This window comes from Streptomyces sp. NPDC030245 (assembly GCF_055572995.1).
In genome coordinates this window covers 175,623-196,128 of the sequence record NZ_JBVICF010000009.1, presented here as the reverse complement: position 1 = coordinate 196,128, position 20,506 = coordinate 175,623, and the positions used below count along the sequence as shown (strand labels likewise).

At 71.8% G+C, this 20,506-nt stretch carries 19 protein-coding genes; 10 read left to right on the top strand and 9 right to left on the bottom strand.

All coding sequences use genetic code 11. The features are described 5' to 3' along the window. Positions 1–180 precede the first annotated feature (180 nt). The 7 genes from ACZ4Z4_RS24320 (at position 181) to ACZ4Z4_RS24290 (ending at position 8,268) form a co-directional block, all read left to right on the top strand. On the top strand, positions 181–1,221 hold the full coding sequence (locus tag ACZ4Z4_RS24320; protein ID WP_468330911.1) for a phytanoyl-CoA dioxygenase family protein: 1,041 nt from the start codon (positions 181–183) through the stop codon (positions 1,219–1,221). Further along, the gene (locus ACZ4Z4_RS24315) at positions 1,203–2,522 is read left to right on the top strand and encodes a DUF6271 family protein (RefSeq protein ID WP_468330909.1); all 1,320 of its coding nucleotides are present in this window, start codon (positions 1,203–1,205) and stop codon (positions 2,520–2,522) included. Before ACZ4Z4_RS24320 ends, ACZ4Z4_RS24315 begins: the two co-directional genes overlap by 19 nt. A 2-nt stretch (positions 2,523–2,524) precedes the next feature. Then, positions 2,525–3,745 (top strand): type III PLP-dependent enzyme, encoded by a 1,221-nt coding sequence (locus ACZ4Z4_RS24310; RefSeq protein ID WP_468331479.1) that lies wholly within the window; start codon positions 2,525–2,527, stop codon positions 3,743–3,745. Continuing rightward, positions 3,742–4,302: a GNAT family N-acetyltransferase gene (locus ACZ4Z4_RS24305; protein WP_468330906.1), complete on the top strand. Its 561-nt coding sequence runs from the start codon at positions 3,742–3,744 to the stop codon at positions 4,300–4,302. The genes ACZ4Z4_RS24310 and ACZ4Z4_RS24305 overlap by 4 nt, the downstream gene beginning before the upstream one ends. Beyond that, complete coding sequence (locus ACZ4Z4_RS24300) at positions 4,286–5,485, top strand: MFS transporter (protein ID WP_468330903.1); 1,200 nt, start codon at positions 4,286–4,288, stop codon at positions 5,483–5,485. The genes ACZ4Z4_RS24305 and ACZ4Z4_RS24300 overlap by 17 nt, the downstream gene beginning before the upstream one ends. A 168-nt stretch (positions 5,486–5,653) precedes the next feature. After that, positions 5,654–6,568, top strand: coding sequence for an AurF N-oxygenase family protein (locus ACZ4Z4_RS24295; RefSeq protein WP_468330900.1), 915 nt, complete (start codon positions 5,654–5,656; stop codon positions 6,566–6,568). Positions 6,569–6,606: 38 nt separating this feature from the next. Continuing rightward, a complete protein-coding gene (locus tag ACZ4Z4_RS24290) occupies positions 6,607–8,268 on the top strand; it encodes an FAD-dependent oxidoreductase (protein WP_468330897.1) in 1,662 nt (553 codons plus the stop codon). 33 nt (positions 8,269–8,301) lie between these two features. On the opposite strand, the gene ACZ4Z4_RS24285 is transcribed toward ACZ4Z4_RS24290, so the two are convergent. Then, entirely contained in the window at positions 8,302–9,030 is a 729-nt protein-coding gene (locus ACZ4Z4_RS24285) for a hypothetical protein (protein WP_468330894.1), read from the bottom strand. Positions 9,031–9,350: 320 nt separating this feature from the next. Here ACZ4Z4_RS24285 and ACZ4Z4_RS24280 point away from each other — a divergent pair, with 320 nt between their 5' ends. Continuing rightward, positions 9,351–10,280 carry a DUF5829 family protein gene (locus tag ACZ4Z4_RS24280; RefSeq protein ID WP_468331476.1) on the top strand — a complete coding sequence of 310 codons (930 nt, stop codon included), beginning with the start codon at positions 9,351–9,353 and terminating at the stop codon, positions 10,278–10,280. Positions 10,281–10,328: 48 nt separating this feature from the next. Here ACZ4Z4_RS24280 and ACZ4Z4_RS24275 read toward each other — a convergent pair whose 3' ends face one another. From ACZ4Z4_RS24275 to ACZ4Z4_RS24240, 8 genes are all read right to left on the bottom strand, one after another. Continuing rightward, positions 10,329–11,732: an aminopeptidase P family protein gene (locus ACZ4Z4_RS24275; protein ID WP_468330891.1), complete on the bottom strand. Its 1,404-nt coding sequence runs from the start codon at positions 11,730–11,732 to the stop codon at positions 10,329–10,331. A gap of 229 nt (positions 11,733–11,961) precedes the next feature. Further along, entirely contained in the window at positions 11,962–12,336 is a 375-nt protein-coding gene (locus ACZ4Z4_RS24270; RefSeq protein ID WP_468330888.1) for a VOC family protein, read from the bottom strand. A 71-nt stretch (positions 12,337–12,407) separates the two neighbouring features. Next, positions 12,408–12,926, bottom strand: a complete 519-nt coding sequence (locus tag ACZ4Z4_RS24265; RefSeq protein WP_468330885.1) for a glycine-rich domain-containing protein — start codon at positions 12,924–12,926, stop codon at positions 12,408–12,410. Between the two features lie 22 nt (positions 12,927–12,948). Further along, positions 12,949–14,166 (bottom strand): phenylacetate--CoA ligase family protein, encoded by a 1,218-nt coding sequence (locus ACZ4Z4_RS24260; RefSeq protein WP_468330882.1) that lies wholly within the window; start codon positions 14,164–14,166, stop codon positions 12,949–12,951. Positions 14,167–14,307: 141 nt separating this feature from the next. Continuing rightward, complete coding sequence (locus tag ACZ4Z4_RS24255; RefSeq protein ID WP_362989897.1) at positions 14,308–14,472, bottom strand: hypothetical protein; 165 nt, start codon at positions 14,470–14,472, stop codon at positions 14,308–14,310. A gap of 123 nt (positions 14,473–14,595) precedes the next feature. Beyond that, a complete protein-coding gene (locus ACZ4Z4_RS24250; RefSeq protein WP_468330878.1) occupies positions 14,596–16,122 on the bottom strand; it encodes a SulP family inorganic anion transporter in 1,527 nt (508 codons plus the stop codon). 53 nt (positions 16,123–16,175) lie between these two features. Beyond that, on the bottom strand, positions 16,176–16,814 hold the full coding sequence (locus ACZ4Z4_RS24245; RefSeq protein WP_468330875.1) for a carbonic anhydrase: 639 nt from the start codon (positions 16,812–16,814) through the stop codon (positions 16,176–16,178). Positions 16,815–17,187: 373 nt separating this feature from the next. Next, entirely contained in the window at positions 17,188–18,468 is a 1,281-nt protein-coding gene (locus ACZ4Z4_RS24240) for a 3-deoxy-7-phosphoheptulonate synthase (protein WP_468330872.1), read from the bottom strand. 285 nt (positions 18,469–18,753) lie between these two features. On the opposite strand from ACZ4Z4_RS24240, the gene ACZ4Z4_RS24235 reads away from it, so the two are divergent. Together ACZ4Z4_RS24235 and ACZ4Z4_RS24230 are read left to right on the top strand one after the other, a co-directional pair. Further along, positions 18,754–19,569 carry a mycofactocin-coupled SDR family oxidoreductase gene (locus ACZ4Z4_RS24235; protein ID WP_468330869.1) on the top strand — a complete coding sequence of 272 codons (816 nt, stop codon included), beginning with the start codon at positions 18,754–18,756 and terminating at the stop codon, positions 19,567–19,569. Positions 19,570–19,571: 2 nt separating this feature from the next. After that, complete coding sequence (locus ACZ4Z4_RS24230; RefSeq protein WP_468330866.1) at positions 19,572–20,489, top strand: MaoC/PaaZ C-terminal domain-containing protein; 918 nt, start codon at positions 19,572–19,574, stop codon at positions 20,487–20,489. Positions 20,490–20,506: the final 17 nt, after the last annotated feature.

The following is a 20,506-nucleotide window of genomic DNA, read 5'->3' as shown; positions in this document are numbered from 1 at the left end:
GTTGAGACGCAGGTTCTTTGCCGAATCCTCATATGGCGGGCGTATGAACTGGGGGTAAATGTCGCCCTTTTGACCCTCAAGGCGCCCAATTCAATTGTTGACACGGAGAGTTGGTCTAGTCCATTTTGGTGATCCGGCGTGGAGACCTGCCGCCGGAAGAACCGATCCTTGGAGCACCACATGCCAGCGAGTGACCGCTACCTCCATCGCGCCCCCTCCGACGTCCCGTACTTCAGCTCGGACGGTGAGACGTACCTGGCGCAGACACAGTTGCGCGACCTCCGCAAGACCCGGCCCCTGCGTGTGCTCTCCGAGGAGGACTTCGCCTTCTGGCAGACGTACGGCTACGTCGTCGTGAAGCAGGCGATACCCACCGAGGCCGCGAAGGACCTCCTGGACTTCGCCTGGGAGTTCCAGGGACTGGACCGCGGCCGCCCGGAGACCTGGTACGAGGAGCGCGAGTTCCGCTCGGACCTCGACCGCGAGCTCCACGTCTACGGCTTCGTCGAGGCCTACCACCACCAGCTGATCTGGGACAGCCGCCAGACGCAGCGGGTCTACGACGCCTTCGTCGACGTCTGGGACTGCGAGGAGCTCTGGGTGACCCTGGACCGCCTCAACCTCAACCCGCCCAACGTCAAGAACCGCTCCCGCTCACTGATCGCCCCCACCGAGCGCGGCTTCGACATCAACCTCCACTGGGACGTCGACACCACCCTCGGCGTGCTGCCCCAGCGCGTGCAGGGCATCATCGCCCTGGACGACACCCGCGAGGACCACGGCGGCTTCCAGTGCTGCCCCGAGCTGTTCCGGCAGTTCGACCGCTGGAAGGCCCTCCAGCCCGACGGCCGCGACCCCATCCGCCCCGCGATCGACCGCGACGAGATGCCCGTCGTACGCCCGGAGCTGGAAGCCGGCGACCTGCTGATCTGGAACGGCCTGCTGGCGCACGGCGTGGCCCCCAACACCTCGAAGGACGGCGTCCGGGCGGTCCAGTACCTCTCGATGATGCCCGCCCTGGAGACCCACGACGAGCTCCGCCGCTCCCGCGTCGACTCCTGGAGCAACCTCTCCACACCGGACTGGAACGCCACGCTCCTCGGCGACGCCCACAAGCACGAGTCGCTGCGGTACGGCACCGCCGCACTCAACGACCTGGGCGCCAAGCTGCTCGGCCTCAAGTCCTGGAACGGGGAAGCAGCATGCGCCGAATCTGCCTGACGCTCCCCACCAACCGGGCCTGCCCGCAGACCATCGCGGCGATCGGCGAGGAAGCGGCGTACGCGGCCGCGCACTTCGACGTCGAGGCGCACCTGCTGATCCTGGACTCCTCCGACCCGGCCACGTTCGCCGAACACACCCGGGCCGTGCGCGCCCTGCCCGACGTGCCGCGCGTCGTCGTGCACCACCTGGACGAGCCGACACAGCGCGACTTCCTGCGCCGGGTGATCGGCGAGGCCGACGTCACCAAGCCCGAGCTCGTCCTCGACCTGATGCTCCCGGACGGCCTCTCCTACGGCGCCTGCACCAACCGCGCCTTCCTCATCGCCGCCGCGCTGGGCTGCGAGTCCGTCCACCGCAGGGACTCCGACAGCCGCTACCAGAGTGTCGACGGCGAGCCCGTCCTCCCCGTCCACCACGAGCTCATGTCGCTCGGCAAGCCCGCGAGGCAGGCGGCGCACGGCGTCACCGAGAGCGCTCTCGACCCCCGCCACGCGGACAAGCGGGTGGCCATGGTCGGCAGCTCCTTCGTGGGGGAGCTCTCCGTCGACATCGGCGAGATCCACCGCCTCGACCCCGACGTGTACTACGACGTGGTCAGCCTCTGGGCACCCGACCACTGGACCGAGGCCGAGAAGCGGGACCTGGTCGACGACTCCTTCCGGGGCGCGGGCTCCGCCGCGTTCGAGCGCGACCACGCGCTGCTCACCCTGGTCGACCCGATGCGCGTCGACATGTGCAACATCAGCTTCCACGACGTGCACGAGCGCGTGCCGCTGCCGCCCGCCACCGACACCATCGGCAGCGACTACTTCCTCATCCACCTGGTCCACGACGCCGCGCTCCCCGGCGTCCTGCACAACCGCAACATCGTCAACTACTACACCGCGGAACGCAGGACCGACGCCGGCTTCCTCGCGTACCAGACGCGCTTCGCCAAGTTCTTCCTGTCGATGCTCTACTTCAACCACATCTACGACCGGATGGCCGCCACCGGCGAGGCGCTGCTCGACGACCGCGGACACGTCCGTGCCTCCGTCATCGCCGGGTTCGCCCGGGAGAGCGCGGGGCTCGACCAGACCGGGAACGTCCGGCGGCTGGAGCGCCTGGACACCGCCTACCGGCGACTCGGCGGCAGATACGCGCAGTTCGCCGACCACCTGGCCACGCGCCGCGAACGCCTGCTGGACGAGGCGCGCGGCGACATCGAGGACTTCGCCCTGCTCACCGAGGCATGGGACGCCCTCGTGCGCGCGAGCAAGGCCACGGGCCCGCTCCTGACGGCGGGAACCCCGGCGTGACCATGACCACGACGCACCCGGCCCGAGAAGTGCCCGGCGCGGTGCCGGGGCACGCCGGCGGCCCGCTCCTCGACGCCCTCGCGGCGGCCGCCGAGGACCAGATCGTCTTCGACCTGCCCGGCATCGAGGAACGCTACGACACTCTGTGCCGCGAACTCCCGGGCGTGGCCGTCCGCTTCGCGATGAAGGCCTGCCCGGTGGACGAGGTCCTCGCCCGCCTGGCACGGCGCGGCTCCGGAGTCGACGCGGCGAGCCCCAAGGAGGTGGAGCAGGCGCTGGCGGCGGGCGTGCCGATCGGCAGGATGCATTACGGCAACACCGTCAAGTCCGACCGGAACATCGCCGACGCGTTCCGGCTCGGCATCAGGGACTTCGCGACCGACAGCCTGGAGGACGTGCGGGCGCTCGCCGAACACGCGCCGGGCAGCCGGGTGTTCTGCCGGCTCGCGACCACCGGCGAAGGCGCGCTCTGGGGGCTCAGCAACAAGTACGGCTGCTCGCCCGAGGACGCCGTCACCCTCCTCGGGACCGCGCGCGACCTCGGTCTCACGCCCGCCGGTCTGTCCGTGCACGTCGGTTCGCAGCAGATGACGGCCGACGCCTGGCACGGCGCCCTGGACCGCATCGCCGACGTGCTCGCGGCCCTCGCCGATCGCGGGATCTCCCTGGACCACGTCAACCTCGGCGGCGGGCTGCCCGCGCTCGGGTACCGCGACAAGCACGGCAGGCCCCTCGACCCGCCGCTGGACAAGATCTTCGCCGTCATCCGCGAGGGCATGGCGCGCCTGGCCGCGATCCCCGGCCACCGGCTCGGCTTCGTCATCGAACCGGGGCGCTACCTCACCGCCGACCACGGCGCCATCCGTGCGCACGTCTCCCGGCTCTCCGCGCGCCGCACGCCCGACGGGGAGCGCCAGTACTGGCTGTACCTGAGCTGCGGCAAGTTCAACGGCCTCTACGAGATGGACCAGTTGCAGTACCGCATGGTCTTCCCCTCGCACCCCGACGCCGAGTCCGTCCCCGCCGTGATCGCGGGCCCCACCTGCGACAGCGACGACGCCTACTCCCACGAGGACGGCCTCGTCCAGGTGCCCGCAGGGCTCGCCTCCGGCGACCCGGTCTGGGTGCTCTCCTGCGGCGCGTACGCCACCAGCTACATGACGCGGGGCTTCAACGGCTTCAGCCCGCTCCCGTACACCTGGATCGACGGCGAGGCCGCATGACCGAGGAGATACGGGTACGCCGCATCGCCGACACCGACTGGGACGGCATCGTGGCGCTGGAGTCCCGCGCCTACGCGCCCCTCGGCCTGTCGGAGGGCCGCGCCGCCCTGGAGTCCCGGATGCGGGCGTCACCGGACACGTGCTTCGCGCTCGACCTGGAACGGCGCCTCGCGGGCTACCTGCTGGCCCTGCCCTACCCGGAGTCCGCCTACCCCGAGCTGGGCGGGCCCGAGCCGACGACGGCGCTCCGCTCGCGCAACCTGCACCTGCACGACATCGTCGTCGCGGAGCACCTGCGCCACCGGGGTCTTGCGGGGCACCTTCTGCGGCGCCTCACCGCGACCGCCCGCTCGCACGGGTACGAGCGGCTCTCCCTGGTCGCCGTCGGCGGCAGCGAGACGTTCTGGGCGGGCCGCGGCTTCACCGCCCGCCGAGGGGGCCCGCCCCCGGCCGGCTACGGCCCGACAGCCGTGTACATGTCCAAGGCGGTGCCGGTCGACGTGCCGGCACCGGAAGAAACAGAAATGTGGGCTGAGGCGGGTGCTCCGCGTGCGTGATCCTTTCCATCGAGGCCAGTTGGCGATCGCGGCGTTGTTCTGCTCGCTCGGCTTCCAGTACGCGACATGGGCGGCGCGGATCCCCGCCATCAAGGCGGACCTCGACCTGACCGCGGCGGAGGTCGGCGTGCTCCTGATGGCCGCCGGCATCGGCGCGGCCGTGTCGTTCCCGATCGTGGCCGTCCTGATGCGGCGCCTCGGCTCGCGGCGCCTCGCGCTCCTGTCGGCGCTCTGTCTCGCCCTGCTGCTCGTCGCCCTGGCCGCGGCGCCCAACTACCCCGTGGCCCTGCTGGTCATGTGCGTCGACGGCGTACTCGTCGGCTGTCTCAACGTCGCGATGAACGCCCAGGGCGCCGAGCTGGAGAACCGGTACGAGCGCAACGCCATGGCCCGGCTGCATGCGACGTTCAGCGGCGGTTCCCTGCTCGCCGCGCTGTTCGCCTCCGGCATGAACACGGTGACCTCGACGGTCGCCGTGCACTTCGCGGCGGCCGCGTCGCTCCTGCTCCTGCTGGTGGCGCTGGCGCGGCCAGGCCTGCTGACCGACCGACCCGCCGTAGAGAAAGCAGAGAAGGAGGAGGCCGAGAAGAACGAGGCCGGGGCGGAGGAGGCCGAGAAGAAGCGCGGCAAGTGGACCGTCCCGTCCCGCATGACGCTGTGGATGTGCGCCGCCATGGCGTTCGGCACCGTGACCGAGGGCGCCATGAACGACTGGTCGGCCCTCTACCTGGAGGACGTGGCCGAGGCCTCCGCCGAACTCGCGCCCCTCGGCATCGCCGTCGTCTCCGGAATGATGGTCGTCGCCCGCCTCTTCGCCGACGGCTGGCGCAGCCGCTGGGGCGACGGCCGCATCGTCCTGACCGGCAGCGTGCTCGCCGGGGCGGGCCTGGCCCTCGCGCTGCTCAGCGGCGGCCTGGTGCCCGCCCTGCTGGGGTTCGCCTGTGTCGGCCTCGGCATCGCGGCCGTCACCCCGTGCGTCTATGTGGCCGCGGCGGGGCAGGGCTCGGACTCGCTGACCCTGGTCGCGGCCATGGGGACGACGGGCCTGCTCGCGGGTCCGCCGCTCATCGGGTTCATCGCCAACGCCAGTGGTCTCGTCTGGGGGTTCGCCGCCGTCGCCGCGTCCGCGCTGGTCGTCTCCGCGTGCAGCACACGGATCCGCTGGCCCGCGACGACCGGCTGAACCTGCGCCGCTCCCGGGCGGACCGGCTCATTCCGATCTGCTGCCTACCGGAGGGTAGGCGCACCCGACCCCCTTGTTATACATTCCGTCTAACAAGGGGGTCGCGGCCTGCCGTGCGACGAGGCGCCGTGCCCGCAGCCCGGACGTCCGAGTCAAGGAGCCGCAGCGATGGCAAGCAGCACTGTTCGGCCGAGCACACAGGACCACTCCCCGGAGGGCGATGTCGCCCGGCGGCTGTTGGACTCGGCCGCCGTGCTGGCGTACGACCCTGCCGCCGAGGTCGACTGGGAGACACCGCTGGACCGGAACTTCCACGGCGCGAGCCCGGAGTGGAGCACGCTCTACGGCACCGCCTACTGGCGGGAGATGACCGAGGAGCAGCGCAAGGAGCTGACCCGGCAGGAGGCCGCCTCGGTGGCCAGCACGGGCATCTGGTTCGAGATGATTTTGCAGCAGATGGTGCTGCGCGACGTCTACGCCAAGGACCCGACCAGCACCGACGTACAGTGGGCGCTCACGGAGATAGCCGAGGAGTGCCGACACTCCATCATGTTCGCCCGCGGCGCCCAGAAGCTCGGCGCCCCCGCCTACCGGCCGCGACGCTGGGCCACCGAACTCGGCAGGGTCTTCAAGTCGGTCGCCTTCGGCGAGGCCGCGTACGCCGCGATCCTCGTCGCCGAAGAGGTCCTCGACGTCATGCAGCGCGACTGGATGCGGGACGAGCGGGTCGTGCCGTTCGTCCGCACCATCAACAACATCCATGTCGTCGAGGAGTCGCGGCACATGAAGTTCGCACGCGACCAGACGCGCAAGCGGCTCGCGGGCGCGGGCCGGGTGCGCCGCGAGATCAACTCCCTCATCATCGCCATCGCGTCGTACGTCATCGTCACCAGCATGGTGAACCGCGAGGTGTACGCGAACGCGGGGCTCGACGAGGAGCGGGCGGTCGCCGAGGCGAAGGCCAACGAACACCACAAGTCCATGATGCGGTCCAGCTGTTCGGGCCTCATGGAGTTCCTCGCCTCGTGCGGCCTGCTCACCAAGCCGGCCCTGGTGTTCTACAAGCGTGCCCACCTCATCTGAGCCGACCCGACCCACCTGAGCCGAGCGAGCCGCCGAACATGACCTACGCGATCACCCAGACCTGCTGCAACGACGCCACCTGCGTCGCCGTCTGCCCGGTCAACTGCATCCACCCCACGCCGCAGGAGCGGGCGTTCGGCAGTACCGAGATGCTGCACATCGACCCGAAGACGTGCATAGCCTGCGGCGCCTGCGCCGACGCCTGCCCCGTCGACGCGATCTTCCCGGTGGACAGCCTGCCCGCCGCACAGAAGGAGTACGCCGCGATCAACGCGGCCTACTACGAGGACGCCGCGGCGGACGGGGAAGCCGAACCCGCCCCCGACGGGCCGAACTTCCACGCCTGGGGCGAGCCGTCCTTCCCGCGCGTCCTGCCCGCGGACTTCGCACCGCTGAAGGTCGCCGTCGTCGGCACCGGCCCCGCCGGCATGTACGCCGTGCAGGACCTGCTGCTCCACACCAGCGCCGAGATCACCCTGATCGACCGGCTGCCGGTGGCCGGCGGCCTCGTGCGCTACGGCGTGGCACCGGACCACCCCGCGACCAAGAAGGTCGGTGACACCTTCGCCCGCTTCCACGCGCACCCGAGGGTACGGCTGCACCTGGGCCTCGACGTGGGCACCGACGTCACTCCCGAGGAGATCGCCGACCACCACGACGCGGTCGTCTACGCCGTGGGCGCCTCGGCCGACCGGCGGCTGGCGATCCCCGGCGAGGAGCTGCCCGGCAGCGTCTCCGCGAGGGCGTTCGTCGCCTGGTACAACGCCCACCCGGACGCCGCGCCGGACGGCATCGACCTGTCGGCGGAGCGCGTGGTCGTCGTCGGCAACGGCAACGTGGCGCTGGACGTGGCGCGGATCCTGCTCGCCGACCCCGACACCCTCGCCCGCACCGACATCGCCGACCACGCCCTGCGGGCCCTGCGCGCGAGCAAGGTGCGCGAAGTGGTCCTGCTCGCCCGGCGCGGCCCCGAGGACGCCGCGTACACCAGGTCCGAACTGCTCGCCCTCAAGCACCTGCCCGGCGTGGACCTGGTCGTCGACGACCACGACCCGCGCATCGCGCCCGCCGTCGACACGGCGGGGCCGAAGGACAAGGCGGCGGTCCTGCGGGACGTCACGCGCGCCCGGCAGGACTGGGAGCGGCTCCCGGCGCCCGGCCGCAGGATCGTGCTGCGCTTCCACTGCGAACCCGTCGAAGTGCTCGGCACGGACCGGGTCGACGCCGTGCGCGTCGCCGCCAAAGCGGGGGAGCGCACGATACCGGCGGGCCTGCTGCTGCGCGCGATCGGCTACCGCGGCGTGCCCGTCGCCGGGCTTCCCTTCGACGAGACCGACGGCACCGTGCCCCATGAGGGCGGCCGGGTCGCCGGGCAGCCGGGCACCTACGTCGTGGGCTGGATCAAACGCGGCCCCACCGGCGGCATCGGCGCCAACCGCACCTGCGCCGCCGAGACGGTCTCCACGCTCCTGGCCGACGCGGTCGCCGGCACCCTGCCCGCCCCGCGGCACACCCCGAGGGCCTTCCACCGGCTGGCCCGCCGCCGCAACCGTCATGTGGTCGACGCGCGCGGTCTGGCAGCCATCGAACGGGCCGAGGTCACCCGCGGGCGCGGCGCGGGACGCCCGCGGGTCAAGCTGGCCACGGTCGCCGAACTCGTCGCCACGGCACGGTCGTCCCGCGCGAGACTCCCGCGCTGACCGGTGCGCAGGCAGGAGTTGGAAGACAGGGTCTCAGTCCACCGCTGATGTCTCGTCGACCTCGTACGCCTCCAGGCCCGCGGTCGCGAGGATGTCCGCGACGCACTCCGCCGAGCCGCCGACGTACGTGCTCACCAGGCCGACGTCCCCGCCCACGCACCACGACCGGTCCTCGGGCCACCACAGGTCGGGCAGGTCCGGCACGCCTTCGTGGGTGCCGGGGGCGGGGGAGTCGGCGTCGTCGAGGGGGCCGGCGAGCAGGATCTCCTCGCGGCCCGGCGTCTGGAAGACGGGCACGTCGTCCCATTCGACGTGCCCGTACCCCGCCCACAGTCCGTACCAGCAGCGGTCGGGGGTGCGGGTGTGCCGGGCCAGGACGGGGATCAGGGTGCGGGCCACGTCGGCGGGGGTCGGGCCCTCGTGCGGGTGCTCGTCCCAGACGCCCGGGACGGCCGGGGTGTCGTCGTTGCGGTACAGGAGACGGTCGTCGGCGCCGATCATCTCGTGCCAGCGCGTCGCCGCGTCGACCGTCGCGCCGTACGCGGCGGCGGCCCGGTCCCACCGCACCGGCGCCGCGCCGAGCCGCGCCGGATGCAGGACGCGCGCGTACGCCTCGAAGCCGGGGGCGCACACCGCGGCGACCGTGCCGAACGCGGCGGTGCCGAGGGTGCGCCGCTCCAGCCAGCGGGCGGGTGCGAGGTCGTGCCGCTCGACGCGGAGACGGCCGTAGACGGTCGGGGGCGGAAGCCGGTCGGAGAACATGCCACCAGTGTCGCCCCGTGACCGACGACGGCCCAATGGCAGAAGGGCTCCGACGGCAGAAGGCCCCGGTCTCCGTCACCGGAGGCCGGGGCCTTCTCTCAAGAGCGCTGGGCAGGCCTTGCACCTGCATCTCCCCACAGGAAGTGGGGCGCCTTTCCTTGGACCACCAACGCCGGGCCCGGCACCGTCTGTTCGGCGGTGAGCACATGATCGACTGTACCCCACCGGCCGGGCCGGAGTGAAATCCGGCCGCGACAGCCTGTCCCGATCGTCCCGCTCGGCCTACGATCGTCCGCATGCTGCTGCGCCGGAAGTTGCGGATGCTCATGGCCCTCGTCGTGGCGCTCGCCGCCGCTCTCGTCTGGACGGCCGAGGGGAGTGCGCGGGCGGCACCGCCCGGCGAGGACAAGCCCTCGCCCGGCCGGCAACTGCTCTTCTACAACCACGCCTACGGCGTCGTGGACCGGGAGACCGCGGACGCCATCGAACACTCCGCCTATCTGCGGGAGTTCGCGAACTTCCAGGTCCGCACCACGACCGGCTCCGGCGGACAGACCTGGACCGGCCGCTACCTCATGGGCCGGGAGACCTATGTCGAGCTGTTCGGCGTGGGTGATCTGCCCGGAAGGGACGGTGAGTTCGGCGCGACCGGCATGGCCGTCTCCGCCGAGCGCGCGGGTGACCTGGCGACGGCGCGCGAACGGGTGCGGGAGCAGGGGATCACCCCGGCCGACTTCCTTCAGACGCGTGACTTCGGGGACGGCGTCCCGGTGCCGTGGTTCGACGGGTTCTTCGTCATCGAGGCCGACCAGTACGACTCCTTCGGCACCTGGGCGATGGAGTACCGGCCGGAGTACTTCGCCGACCCGCGCGGCAAGACCGAGCCGCCCGGCCACCCGGGCGACGTCGGCCGCGAGCGCTATCTGAACGACGACTACCGCAAGCACCTGATGCGGGACGTGACGTCCCTGCGCCTCGCGGCCACCCCGCGCGACATCGCCAGTACGGTGCCGTTGCTGCGGGCCGGCGGGTTCGTCGTCCGGGCGCTGCCCGACGGCGGCGCCGTCGCCGGCCGGGGCGGCACCACGATCCGGCTCGACGCGACGAGCCGCGCGGAGGCGGGCCTGCGCGAGATCCGGTTCTCGCTGAACCACCCCGTGGCAGAGCGCCACGAGGAGCGGATCGGCCGGTCGACGCTCGTGGTGGGGCCGGGCGCCGGAGCCGTGTGGACGTTCGACGGCGCCCGATAGCGGCGGCGGGCGCCGCGCGAAGGTGTCGGGACCGGCCGCTCGGCCAGGTCAGGCGTGGTCGTCGAGCAGAGCGCCCATCCACTCCTCGACCCCGGCGACGGTACGCGGCAGGGCGCCCGACAGCAGGCGGGCGCCCTCCGCCGTGATGACGAGGTCGTCCTCGATCCGCACGCCGATGCCGCGCAGCTCGGCGGGGAGCGTCTCGTCGTCCGGCTGGAGGTAGAGGCCGGGCTCCACGGTGAGCACCTGCCCCTCCTCCAGAACGCCGTCCAGGTAGGTCTCCGCACGCGCCCGGGCGCAGTCGTGGACGTCCAGGCCGAGCATGTGGCCGCTGCCGCACAGGGTGTAGCGGCGGTGCAGATCGCCCTCCGCGTCCTTGAGCACACCCCAGTCCGCGAGACCTTCGGCGACGACCCGCATGGCGGCCCGGTGGAAGTCACGGAAGCGGGCGCCGGGGCGCAGGGCCGCGATGCCCGCTTCCTGGGCGGCGAGCACCAGTTCGTACACCTGGCGCTGGACGGGGGAGAAGCGGCCGGAGAGCGGCAGGGTGCGGGTGATGTCCGCGGTGTAGAGGCTGTCCGTCTCGACGCCCGCGTCCAGGAGCAGGAGGTCGTCGGGGTGCAGCCGCCCGTCGTTGCGGATCCAGTGGAGTACACAGGCGTGGGCGCCGGAGGCCGCGATGGTCTCGTAACCGGTGCCGTTGCCCTCGGCGCGGGCGCGCAGGCCGAATATCCCCTCGACCCACCGCTCACCACGAGGATGCGCGAGAGCGCGCGGCAGGGCGCGCACCACGTCCTCGAATCCGGCGGTGGTGTGGTCGACGGCCAGTTGCAGCTGCTCGACCTCCCAGAAGTCCTTGACCAGACGCAACTCCGAGAGCGCGGCGGCCAGTTCAGGGTCGGTCGCGGCATTGCGCCCTGTCGGTGAGCCGAGGGTGTCCAGGTGGGCGCAGCGGATGCCGGTGAGCCGCTCCGCCTCGGCGAGGTCGGGGCGGCGGCCGACCCAGAACTCGCCGTGGCGCCGGTCCCGGTAGAACTCCTCGTCCCCGTCGACGCGCGGGGAGCGCGGCCGCAGATGGAGCACCGCCTCGTGCCCGTGCGCCCCCGTCGGCTCCATGACCAGCACACCGCCCGCCTGGTCCTCCCCGGTGAGACCGGTCAGCCAGGCGTACGCGCTGTGCGGGCGGAAGCGGTGGTCGCAGTCGTTCGAACGGACGGTGAGCTCACCCGCAGGGACGATCAGCCGCTCACCGGGGAAACGGGCGGAGAGCCGGGCCCGGCGCGCCGGGGTGACGGCGTGCGCGGCGACCCGGGTGGAGTCGGGCAGGGGGGACGGGGCCCAGGACGCGGCCATGAAGCGGGCCAACTCGGCGGAGACGGGCAGGTCGTGACTGCCGGTGTTGAGCGGCGGGGCGGGGCGGGTGCCGGACGGGTGGGTGCCGGGATCGGTCACGGGGACTCCCTGGAGGCAGCGCGAGGCGGGGCGCAGAGGCCGGTCAGTAAAATGTCACATTACTATGGCGGCGGGGATGGTGAAGTGTCTTTGTGACGCCAACTCCCGATCGAACCAACGGGGTTGGGCGGGGCGCGGCCCTGGTCGTGGTGCTGCGCGACCACGGCGTCGAACTCCCCGGCACGGCCCTGCTCGGCCGCCGGCCGCCCGCGGCCGAACGGGAACCCGGTCAGCCGAGATAGTTCGTACGCCCGTCGTCGTCGAGCTCGAAGGGGCCGTCCGGGATGATGCAGAACTCATTGCCCTCGGGGTCGGCCATCACCAGGAAGCCGCCGTCGGCGTACTCCTCCAGCCTGCGTCCGCCGAGCGCCTCGACCCGCCGCTGTTCGGCGGCCGGGTCGGGCGAGGCGAGGTCGAAGTGCAGTCGGTTCTTGCCGCGCTTGGGGTCGTCACTGCGCTGGATCCCCACGCCCAGGCCGTTCTCCCGGCGCAGCCACACGTACGGTCCCGTGCGGCCCACGACCGGCCTGTCGAGCAGCTCGGACCAGAACGCGGCGAGCCGCTCGGGGTCGGCGGCGTCGATGATGAGGGCGTTGATCTGCACCAGGTGATCCTCTCGGAGCGCGGTCGGCGGTTCGTGCACCAACACTCGCAGATCACGCGCCGGAACAACCCCTAGCCTGCCGAGCCCTCCGCCAACGACGCGATCTCCGCGAGGGACAGCCGCAGCTCCTCGTGGAGGAAGCGCACGACCGTCCAGTGCGGCAGGGCGTCCTCGTCGTACGGGCCGAACGCGGCGGTGTAGAGGGGAATCCACCGCAGCGCCTCCTCGGCGGCCGTCTCGCGGCCGGGCGCCTGCTGGTAGGTGTCGTAGGACACGCTCCGGTGGTGGATGAAATGGCCGCCGGGCAGGCGCTGTTCGCACAGCTCCCGGTACTCGCGGGTCTGGAGGATGAGGTAGTGCCAGATCTCGTCGATGTCCTGCTCGACGGGGAGGAAGAGTCCGCCGAGCCGGTCGGGGTGGCGGGAGACCAGGTAGAGATAGCGGAGACATTCGCGGACCTGGTGCCTGATGTACGAGGCGGCAGGGGCGTCGGGCTTCGCCGCGAAGTGCCGGACCACCTCGTCGTGCAGCTCGGTGCCGAGCAGCTCCTCGGCGGTGGGCGCGGTCGCGTTCGGCGCGGGTGCGTGCATGGGGTTTCCTGTCGGTTCGGCGCTAGGGCGTGGTCAGCCAGGCGTACTTGCCGGAACGCCCGATGGGTACATGGGTCACGTGCTCCACGCGGCAGGTGCGGCCCGTCAACTCTCCTACGGATGCGGTGAGTTCGGCTTCCTCGGTGGGGGAGAGCGGCTTCTCGTCGAAGGTCGTGCACCGCAGCAGGCACCGGTCCTCGCCCGTCAGGAGCAGCTGGTGCAGGAAGACCCGGGGTGCGGCGGCCGTGACCCGCGCGTCGAGGTCGGCCTGCGCGACGGGGCCGCCGGGCGTCGGCAGCAGTTCCTTCTCGCGGCCGCAGAAGGAGACGATCCGCTCCGGGTCCGTGCTGCCGTCCCGGGTGCGGACGCAGTCGCCGGACCGGTAGCGGACCAGCGGCATGTACGGATTGCGGACGCTGGTGACGATGAGGCTGTGGATCATGCTGCCCGGCTCCACCGGGATCAGCTCCACGCTCATGTCGTGCAGATAGGGGCGGTAGCGGCCGCCCTCGGCGCTGTAGAAGAGGTAGCCGAGCTCCGTGCTGCCGAAGAGGTCGACGATCGGGCAGTCGAAGTGGGCGCGCAGATACGCGCGGACGTTCAGCGGCGTGTACTCGTAGGCGTGGACGATGCCGGCGGGCCGCGGGAACCGGTCCCACAGACCCCATGCGTCGACCTTCGCGACCAGATGCGCGAGGTGGTAGCCGGAGCAGTCCAGGAGGTACGCACCCCGCGGGTGCGCGGCGCTCACCTCGCGGATCTCGGTGAGCATGCGCTCCACCTCGGCACGGTCCCAGCCCGCCGGGTCCATGCGCCGGTTGAGGTACAACGTCCGGTCGTCCAGCCAGCGTTCGCCCGGCGTGGCCCCCGGCTTGCGGGCGTTGACGCGCGCCACGTGCTCGGTGGCGAGGACGGTGGTCAGCGAGATCCGCCGGGCGCCCTCGTCCCAGAGAGGGCCGAGGTCGGGGTGTTCGCTCCACAGCCGGTAGTAGGAGCGGAGCAGGAAGTACGGCGGCCGGATGAGCTGCATGCGGGCGTGATTGGTGCCGGTGGACAGCACGAACTCCGCCTCGCCGGCCTCCAGGGCCTTCTCCAGTCGGGGAGTCATCCAGTTGGCCGGGAAGTCCCGGGCGATCTCCGGCTTCTCCAGGATCGGGAAGTCGCCGCGCTCGACGGACGCGCGGTAGAGGGGGATGTCCCGGACCTGGTCCAGGACGTCGGCGCTCGGCAGGCGATTCAAGGGGGCTCCGGTACGGGGCAGGGGCGGGCGGCGGCCGACGGGTGGCCGGTCCGGGGGGCGAGGGAGCGAGGGGTGTGGCAGCGAGGGGCGGGGCGGTGGCCGCGGCCGGTGCCGCCGCCACCGCCCCGCCGGGTCACTGCGTCAGGAGATACAGCCGGTCTTGCCGGTGGCGCTGATGCAGCCGCTCTTCGGCGTCGCGCTGATGCAGCCCTCCTTCGCGCCGGGCGTGGCGCCCTGGGCGGAGTTGGCGGCGACCCACTTCTGCCACACGGACTCCTCCGTCATGCGCTTGATGAGCTGTTCCACGGTGCTACCTCCATGGTTGACCGGCACGCTGTGCCGAGGGGGTGGGACACCGGGCGGCGGGCATGCCGCGCTCGCCGCCCGGAGCAGGGGGAAAGGTGAGGGGAAGGCGGAGTGCGCGGAGCGTCAGGCCCCGGCCTCGGCCACCGGGCGTGTCGTCATCCGGACGGCTTCCGTACCGCTGTCGTTGTGGCGCAGCGCCCAGTTCTCCAGCGTCGTGCGGCAGGCGTGGTCCAGGTGCCGGACGCCTGTCAGATCCAGCTCGATGGGCCGGTCCTGCGGCAGGGCCTCCAGCGTCTCCAGGATGCGGGGGAGCCGCAGGAACGTGGCGTTCCCGGTGAGGGTCACCACCATCCTGCCGTCGGTCAGCTCCCTCACGTCCAGGTGGATGTGGGAGGTCTCCCAGGCGGACTTGACCACGGCGAGCACCAGGCCGAGCACCACGCCCTCGAACATGTTGGTCACCACGATGGCGATCGCCGTGACGGAGAGGACGACGGCCTCGCCGCGGTGGGCGCGGGCGAGCGGGACGATCTCCTTGAAGGGGATCAGCTTGCAGCCCGCGTGCACCAGGACACCGGCGAGCGCCGCCAGCGGGATGATGCCGAGCGCGGCGGGCAGGAGCACCGCGAACAGCAGGAGCCACACGCCGTGCAGGATGCGGGAGAGCGGGGTGCGGGCGCCCGCCTGGACGTTGGCGGAGCTGCGGACGATGACCGCGGTCATCGGCAGGGCGCCGAGCACCCCGCACACCGTGTTGCCGACGCCCTGGGCGACGAGCTCCTTGTCGTACTGCGTGCGCGGCCCGTCGTGCATGCGGTCCACGGCCGCCGCGCTGAACAGCGACTCGGCGGACGCGATCAGGGTGAACGCGAGGACGGTGCCGAGCACGGCGACGGTGCCCAGGTCCGCCAGGTCGCCGAGGCCGGGCGGCTGGATGGCGTCGACCATGCCGCGCACCGACACGTTGGCCACGTCGAGGCCGAAGCCGGCGGTGACGGCGGTGGCGAGGGCGACGGCGGCCAGTGGGGCGGGCACCACGCGTGCGGTGGCGGGCAGCTTCGGCCACAGGACCAGGACGGCGATGGTGCCGATGCCGAGGGCGGCGGCGGTCAGCGCCGTGGTGTCCTGCACGGTGTCGGCGAGCAGCCCGGGCACACCGGTGATCTTGTCGAGGCCGGAGCGCGGCTGCTCCGCACCGGCCATCGTGTACAGCTGGCCGAAGATCAGCACGAGGCCGATGCCCGCCAGCATGCCCTGCACGACGGAGACGGATATCGCGCGGAACCAGCGGCCGCAGCGGAGCAGGCCGAGGACGATCTGGAGCGCTCCGGTGAGGAGCACGATGGCGCCCAGCATGCTGAGCCCGAACTCGCGCACGGCTTCGAAGACCAGCACGGTGAGTCCGGCGGCGGGCCCGCTCACCTGCAAGGCGCTGCCCGGCAGGCAGCCGACGACGATTCCGCCGACGATGCCGGTGACGAGGCCGAGTTCGGCCGGCACACCGGAGGCGACCGCCACGCCGACGCACAGGGGCAGGGCGACGAGGAAGACGACGAGTGAGGCGAGTACGTCCCGACGCAGCACGCCCGGTTCGCGCAGGGCGCTGAAGGGCGAGCGGAGGGGGGAGGAAGGGTGGGGAAGCGAGGACATGAGGGTGGGGGTCCTGTCGTGTGGGTGGGCCGGTCAGGGAAGAGCGGCGCCACTCACAGGGGACTGAACGACGGCCGGCCGGTGTCCGACGGCCGGTGGGCGAAGACGGTGCCCGTGTGGACTTCGTAGTACCAGGCGTGCAGTGTGAGTGAGCCGTCGGCGACGCGCTCCTGTACGCAGGGGTACGCCCGCAACCTCTCGACCTGGGCGAGCACATGGGTCTGCACGGCTTCCGCCACGTCCCCCGAGGCCGGCGCGAGGGACCGCAGGGCGTCGTCGGGGGCGACGGAGTGCTCCAGCCAGTCGCGCACCGCGGGCACGGCCGACAGGTCCTCGCGCCGCACCAGCGCGCCCACCGCGCCGCAGTGGGAGTGTCCGCAGATGACGATGTCGCGGACGCCGAGGACGCACACCGCGTACTCGATGGTGGCGGCCTCGCTCGCGGGGCCGCTGTCAGGGTGTGTGTCGCGGGCGGGGTAGGGCGGGACGATGTTGCCCGCCGTGCGGAGTTCGAAGAGTTCGCCCGGGCGTGCTCCGGTGATCAGGGACGGGACGACGCGTGAGTCGGAGCATGTGACGAACAGGGCTTCCGGTGACTGCCCGGCGCCGAGGGCCTGGAAGGCCGCTGCGTTCCGGGGGTCGGCCACGTGCGTCGTGGCGAACGAACGGGCGTTGGCTATCAGTGACTTCAAGGTGGCCTGCCTCCTGCGTCGCTTCGGCGGTGCCGGGACGCGGTGTGGTCGGGTCGATGGTGACAGTGGGGCGGCACGGCCCGCCGTGACGGCGGCACCCTGGCGCCCCGGTCAGCCTGTACGGCTGTCGTGTCCTCCACTTTGCCATCGCATTACGGTGGGATGACAGAGCAAAATTCTGCCAAAGGTTGAGTAATAAGCGTCTCTCAACTGGGAATTGATCCAGTAATAAACCGTTGGGTAAAGATCGCGGTGCCCATATGTGTGCACCGTGTGAAGCGATCCTGGTCACCTCGCGTTGCGGTCGCATCGCCTCGGCGTCCAGCCCGGGGCGGGGCCGCGTCGGCGACCCGCCGCCCGGCTCGCCGGCCCGTTACCTGTGCCGGCGCAGCAACTCGGCGACCACGGCGGCGAGCTCAAGAGACTGGGCGCCGTTGAGGCGCGGGTCGCAGGCCGTCTCGTAGCGGTGGCGCAGATCGGCTCCCGCTATGCCCTGCGCACCTCCGAGGCACTCGGTCACGTCGCCGCCGGTGAGTTCGAGGTGGAGGCCGCCCGGGTGGGTGCCCAGCGCCCGGTGCACCGCGAAGAACCCCCGCACTTCCTCCACGATGCGGTCGAAGTGCCGGGTCTTGAAGGCGCCGGACTGCTCGGTGTTGCCGTGCATCGGGTCGCACTGCCAGACCACCGTGTGCCCGGACGCGGTGACCTTCTCCACGATGGGCGGCAGCGCCTCCCGCACCCGGTCGCTGCCCATCCTGCTGATGAGGGTCAGCCTGCCGGGCTCGTGGTGCGGATCGAGCCGCTCCACGTACTCGATGGCCTGCTCCGGTGTGGCCGTCGGGCCCAGCTTCAGTCCGACCGGGTTGGCCAGGAGCTCGGCGAACGCGATGTGCGCGCCGTCCGGCTGCCGGGTGCGCTCGCCGATCCACAGGAAGTGCGCCGAGAGGTCGTAGAGCGCCGGCTCGTCCGGGACGCGGGCGTCCGCCCGGAGCATGGCCCGCTCGTAGTCCAGGAGCAGGGCTTCGTGGCTGGTGAACAACTCCCCGTCGCCCAGGCAGGGTTGGCCCGCGTCGAGCGCCCCGGTGGCGGCCAGGGCACGCACCGCGGCCATGGTGGCGCTGGAGTTGACGTAGGCGCGGAGCATCCGGCCGGGGTCGGGGACGCGGGCCTCGGCGGTCGCTTCGGGCGCGTTGACGATGTCGCCCCGGTAGCTCGGCAGACCCTGCGCGTCCACGGCGGCCGAGCGGGGTTTGGCGTACTGGCCGGCCAGCCGGCCCAGCGTCACCACCGGCAGCCGTCCCGCCGACGTCAGCGTCGCCGCCATGTGGGAGAGCGTGCCGACGGTGCGCTCGATGTGCCGCTCGGTCGTGGCGGCGAAGGTCTCGGCGCAGTCGCCGCCCTGAAGAAGGAAGGACGCACCGCCCGCCACCGCCGCGAGCCGTGCCCGCAGCCGGTCGACCTCCTCGACGCGCACCACCGGTGCCACGCCTTCGAGGACCGCCCGCACGCGGCGCACGGCAGCGGCGTCGCGCCACGGCGGCTGCTGGGCGGCGGGGCGACGGAGCGCGTCGTCCAGCGCGGACCTGAGGCGGTCCGGCAGCGGCGACGGGCGCGCGGTGCCGGACCGGTGGGCCACGGGCGCTTGTCCGGTCAACGATCCCCCTCGTGCATCGGCATGACGGTGAATGAGAACTCGCCCGATGGCGCTTCCGTGGCGAGAGGAAAAAGAGAATCGGTGCAATGCGGTGCCCGACGGGCCACGGCGGCCGTGTCGACGCACCGATTCTATCGGCTGTGCCCGTCATGACAAATGTCTGTCCGACTCCGGAAAGGTGGACAACGAAGGACCTTTCGCTACCGTGGAGCGCGTCGAATTCCGGTTCCGGCAACACGGCAATAGCGGACGCGGCTGTGAATTTATCGGGAAAGGACGCACGCGGTGAGTGGACTGATGCGGGGAAAGGCCGTTCTGGTGACCGGCGCGGCGCGAGGGCAGGGACGCGAGCACGTCCTGCGGATGGCGCGCGAGGGCGCTGACGTCATCGCCGTCGACCTCTGCGGGACCCTGCCCGGCGTCGCCTACGCGTCGCCGGAGCGGACCGACCTGGACGAGACCGTGGCCCTGGTCGAGGAGACCGGGCAGCGGGCCGTCCCCGTGGTGGCCGACGTCCGTGAACTCGATGTCCTGCGGGACGCGGTGGAACAAGCCGTGAAGACCCTCGGGCGGCTCGATGCCGTCGTCGCCAACGCGGGCATCTGCATCCCCTGCGCCTGGGACGAGGTCACCGAGGACATCTTCCGCGACACGATGGACATCAACGTACGCGGTACCTGGAACACCGTGATGGCGACCGCGCCGCACCTGGTGGAGGCGGGCGGCGGCTCCATCGTGCTGATGAGCTCGTCGGCGGGCCTGAAGGTGCAGCCGTTCATGATTCCGTACACCACCAGCAAGTTCGCCGTGCGCGGGATGGCGAAGGCCTTCGCCGCCGAGCTCGCGCGGTTCGGCATACGCGTGAACAGCGTGCACCCGACCGGTGTCGACACCACGATGGGCGGCAAGCCCATGCTGGCCCAGGTCGCCAAGGCGAGCATGGCCGACCCGCGGCTGCGCGGCATGCTGGTCAACATGCTGCCCGTGCCGGGTATCTCGGCCCAGGACGTGGCCGACTCCGTGCTGTTCCTGGTGTCGGACGCGTCCCGGCACATCACCGCGCACGCCATGGCCGTGGACGCCGGGGTCAGTGAGTTCTGAAAATGGCGCTTTACCATGAAATGGTCGGAAAGACGTGGGGGTCCGGCACGCGGAATTGGGCATTCCAGGATGCCGCTCTCTACGCGCTCGGTGTCGGAGCCGGAGCCGAGGATCCCACGTGCGAGCTGCGGTTCACCACGGAGAATTCCAAGGGAGCGGCACCCGCCGTCCTGCCGACCTTCGCCGCCACCCTCGTCTCCCGCGATGCCGAGCCGGCCTTCGGCGACTTCGACGTGTCCCAGATGCTGCACACCGAGCAGTCCGTGACCCTGCACGGACCGCTGCCCGCCGAGGGCGCGGCGACCACCACCTCCCGGCTGACCGCGCTCCTCGACCGGGGCCGCAGCGCTCTCGCGGTCATCGAATCCTCCTGCGTGGACGCCCACTCCGGTCGGCCGCTCGCCGAGCTGCGCACCGGACTGACGATCCGGCGCGAGGGAGGCTTCGGCGATGAGGAGGCCGCGCGGAACGTCGCGGGGGATGTCGTGGAGAGGGAGCGGAAGGGGGAGAGACAGAGGGGGAGCGGGGGCGGGGAGGGGTGGGAGCGCCCGGCGGGGGAGCCCGACCACGTCGTCGGCTACCGCACGGCCGCCAACCAGGCCCTCCTCTATCGGCTGAGCGGCGACCGCAACCCGCTGCACTCCGACCCCGAGGTCGCCGCCCGGATCGGGTTCCGCCGCCCGCTGCTGCACGGCCTCTGCACGTTCGGATACGCGGGAAGGGCCCTGCTGCACGCGCTCTGCGACGGCGAGCCCGGCAGGTTCGGGACGATGTCCGCCTCCTTCACCTCGCCGGTGCTGCCCGGACAGGACCTCACCGTGCACATCTGGGACCGCGGCGGGACGGCGCTCTTCGAAGTCCGCTCCCACCGCGGTGTCGTCATGGACCACGGCAGGTTCACGCGGCGCGTTGTCCCGTAGGGGCGAGCCGACGAGCC

What these genes read in the sequence shown, in the direction of transcription:
- ACZ4Z4_RS24320 (WP_468330911.1), top strand. Translation starts at nt 181, where the DNA reads ATGCCAGCGAGTGACCGCTACCTCCATCGCGCCCCCTCCGACGTCCCG.
- ACZ4Z4_RS24315 (WP_468330909.1), top strand. Translation starts at nt 1,203, where the DNA reads ATGCGCCGAATCTGCCTGACGCTCCCCACCAACCGGGCCTGCCCGCAG.
- ACZ4Z4_RS24310 (WP_468331479.1), top strand. Translation starts at nt 2,525, where the DNA reads ATGACCACGACGCACCCGGCCCGAGAAGTGCCCGGCGCGGTGCCGGGG.
- ACZ4Z4_RS24305 (WP_468330906.1), top strand. Translation starts at nt 3,742, where the DNA reads ATGACCGAGGAGATACGGGTACGCCGCATCGCCGACACCGACTGGGAC.
- ACZ4Z4_RS24295 (WP_468330900.1), top strand. Translation starts at nt 5,654, where the DNA reads ATGGCAAGCAGCACTGTTCGGCCGAGCACACAGGACCACTCCCCGGAG.
- ACZ4Z4_RS24290 (WP_468330897.1), top strand. Translation starts at nt 6,607, where the DNA reads ATGACCTACGCGATCACCCAGACCTGCTGCAACGACGCCACCTGCGTC.
- ACZ4Z4_RS24285 (WP_468330894.1), bottom strand. Translation starts at nt 9,030, where the DNA reads ATGTTCTCCGACCGGCTTCCGCCCCCGACCGTCTACGGCCGTCTCCGC.
- ACZ4Z4_RS24280 (WP_468331476.1), top strand. Translation starts at nt 9,351, where the DNA reads ATGCTCATGGCCCTCGTCGTGGCGCTCGCCGCCGCTCTCGTCTGGACG.
- ACZ4Z4_RS24265 (WP_468330885.1), bottom strand. Translation starts at nt 12,926, where the DNA reads ATGCACGCACCCGCGCCGAACGCGACCGCGCCCACCGCCGAGGAGCTG.
- ACZ4Z4_RS24250 (WP_468330878.1), bottom strand. Translation starts at nt 16,122, where the DNA reads ATGTCCTCGCTTCCCCACCCTTCCTCCCCCCTCCGCTCGCCCTTCAGC.
- ACZ4Z4_RS24230 (WP_468330866.1), top strand. Translation starts at nt 19,572, where the DNA reads ATGGCGCTTTACCATGAAATGGTCGGAAAGACGTGGGGGTCCGGCACG.